Annotated in this window: 3 protein-coding genes; all 3 read right to left on the bottom strand. The window is 42.1% G+C overall.

Annotation, left to right across the window (positions count from 1 at the left end; translation table 11 throughout):
• Positions 1 to 946 precede the first annotated feature (946 nt).
• Positions 947 to 1,327: a hypothetical protein gene (locus ALO_RS17085; RefSeq protein ID WP_040293766.1), complete on the bottom strand. Its 381-nt coding sequence runs from the start codon at positions 1,325 to 1,327 to the stop codon at positions 947 to 949.
• A 165-nt stretch (positions 1,328 to 1,492) separates the two neighbouring features.
• Positions 1,493 to 1,876, bottom strand: coding sequence for a type II toxin-antitoxin system RelE/ParE family toxin (locus ALO_RS17080; protein WP_139025435.1), 384 nt, complete (start codon positions 1,874 to 1,876; stop codon positions 1,493 to 1,495).
• Positions 1,842 to 2,144, bottom strand: coding sequence for a hypothetical protein (locus ALO_RS17075; protein ID WP_004098543.1), 303 nt, complete (start codon positions 2,142 to 2,144; stop codon positions 1,842 to 1,844). The genes ALO_RS17080 and ALO_RS17075 overlap by 35 nt, the downstream gene beginning before the upstream one ends.
• Between the last annotated feature and the right edge of the window lie 254 nt (positions 2,145 to 2,398).

Below are 2,398 nucleotides of genomic sequence, written 5' to 3'. Positions count from 1 at the left end.
GGAGCACCCCATACCGCCGTGGTTGAGGTTTGTCAACCGTATTTTTTCTTTTTTTGTTTTGATTTGTTCCGCTGAAAGAATGCTGCAACAACGTATCGAGACCAGCACCTTTCCACTGCTGAATAAGTTTCCTTTATTGTGCATTGGGGAAAATATACTTTAACTACAAAAGAACAAGCTGCAAATGAAGCCTTCTTCGCCATTTTGTTGTATGGCGTGAAACTCATTTGCAGCTTGTTTATTATTTTGATACTCTGCTTTTAATCTGGATTCTCGTTTACTCATAGCGATGATTGCTAAAATGTTCAACAAAATCAATGCTTGGCGATATTTTCATGTAAGAAATACATCATTATGTTTTGGCTTCACATAATGATGGCGATTTTCAACAATGACACTGGTTTGAGAACATCTCGTTATATATTTCCGGGAATCCAGGACAACACATGCAAAAAGGATATATACCCATTGCATTGGTCACATGTCGGATAACTCGCGCTGGCCATAAGCGAGCATTGCCCACATAATGAAAAATCCGCTGGAGCACAGATAAGGAAGGGTCGGATGGGCCTTCCACCATATACTATCCATATCGGATACGAATCAATCCCAGACAACCAGCATAGTGCTCGCTCTCTTTTGTTGTTTTGTAGTGGAAGATAATATTTCTTCTATCTTAACAAAAAAGAGAGTTTTTTTGTTCCATAACGATCCGTCTTTCCACCGCCTATCAGGGAGGTTCATTTGCGCAATAAAAGCTAGCAACTCGGCATGAACCGGCCCCAGCCAAGATAGACACCAAAGAGAAAAGCCAGTCATTTACCCATTTGCGGTTCGGACGTTCCGCCTGGAAGTTGCGATTCAGCAGATTGGCACAGCAGTGCAATGCCTGTCCGCATGGGTGGTACTTTCTTCTGTGAATCTCACTGAGGAGACCATATTATATTTACGCATGACCCGCAAAACTGTTTTTGAATTGCATCGCACCTGTTTTTTTTACGGGCCAGCCATAAGTGAATATAGCGATACCCATGGATATTTCCTCTGTCAGATTGGCATTCCCGGATGAGCTTTGCCAACAGCAGGTCTTTTCCCGGATCAGCTTGGATTTCACTTCCTTCCAACGGCTGAGAGAAAACTTCGTAGCAACTCGTTTTCCATTTGTAGGCGTTTGATGATCTGCTCCTGCGTTTTCGGTTTTGCTTTGCGCCGGTCCCTTAGGTAGCGGCATCGCGTGGCGAAGCTCCACTTCCTTACGTAGACCGCACCAACTCTGGATGGCATACCGGCTGATCCCATATTGCCTGCTCAATTCCCATACGCTCATTCCAGTGCGTATGCCTGGACAACAATCTCTTTGATCTCCTGCCCATATCGCGGCATTCCTTCTTTTCCTGACATGACAAAACCTCCAGTCGTAATTCTATCCCACGACTGGAGGCTTTTCTTTCAATATCCGTTTTTACTGGGGCCGGTCAGCAATTGCTAGCTTTTATAAATTAAGAAGATTCATTTTCTTGGCTATATCTATCATTTCCGTTAAAATCTTGTTTTCCCTCGAATCACAAACAAATTGGACATGTACCGTGTTAGTAGCTTCATCAATTCGATAGAGCATTACGGCATGATACTTCGGGTTGAACGTGAATAAGTGGTAATCAAGGTCTGCCAGTTGCGGATGAGTATCCCAGGGAACGCGGTATAAATAAGCTCTGTCTTCTAAAGTGAGAGCCTTGTCCCAAAAAGAATCATGAATGCTTTTAGCGATGAGAGGATTTTCTTTTTCAAGCAGCCACCAATCTGTCAAACGTTCTAAATCCGCTGCTGCACGGGGGGTGACATTAACCGTGTATTTTTTGCGCTGCATTGAAGGCATCTAACTTCTCCTGAAACTTTTTATCCGATTTTTCTCTGGCTGATTCCAGCGGTTGAGATTTGCCCTGACGGATTTGCGCTTCAGAAACCAAAAGACTCTCATACATGGACAACTTGGCAAACAGACTTTTAAACGTATCGCTTCCCATAATAACCATATGCTCTTTGGAGTTTTTAGCCAATTGAACAATTTGGCCTTCTTCGATAGCGAGCCGTTCGATTTCAGCCATATTCCTTGATAAATCGGATATAGGGCGAATAGACAACATCGAGAATTCACCTACTTTTTTTGAGTTGTTATTCTTAATATATCCTGGAATCAGCAATTAATCAAGAATTTTTTACGAAAATATTCGGAAAACCTATTGCGATTTATTAGTTATATTGAATTCATGGGTAAAAGGTGCAATCTGTAAAAGTCCTGTAGTGTAGATAGACAAAACGCTTATCAGCAGAACAAATCAAAACAAAAAAAGAAAAAATACGGTTGACAAACCTCAACCACGGCGGTAATTTTTCAAGC

This window comes from Acetonema longum DSM 6540 (assembly GCF_000219125.1).
In the GTDB taxonomy this organism is placed as follows: Bacteria; Bacillota; Negativicutes; order Sporomusales; family Acetonemataceae; genus Acetonema; species Acetonema longum.
Note: the sequence above shows the minus strand (reverse complement) of the source record. Positions and strands in the feature narration are given on the sequence as shown.

What these genes read in the sequence shown, in the direction of transcription:
- ALO_RS17085 (WP_040293766.1), bottom strand. Translation starts at nt 1,327, where the DNA reads ATGAGCGTATGGGAATTGAGCAGGCAATATGGGATCAGCCGGTATGCC.
- ALO_RS17080 (WP_139025435.1), bottom strand. Translation starts at nt 1,876, where the DNA reads ATGCCTTCAATGCAGCGCAAAAAATACACGGTTAATGTCACCCCCCGT.
- ALO_RS17075 (WP_004098543.1), bottom strand. Translation starts at nt 2,144, where the DNA reads ATGTTGTCTATTCGCCCTATATCCGATTTATCAAGGAATATGGCTGAA.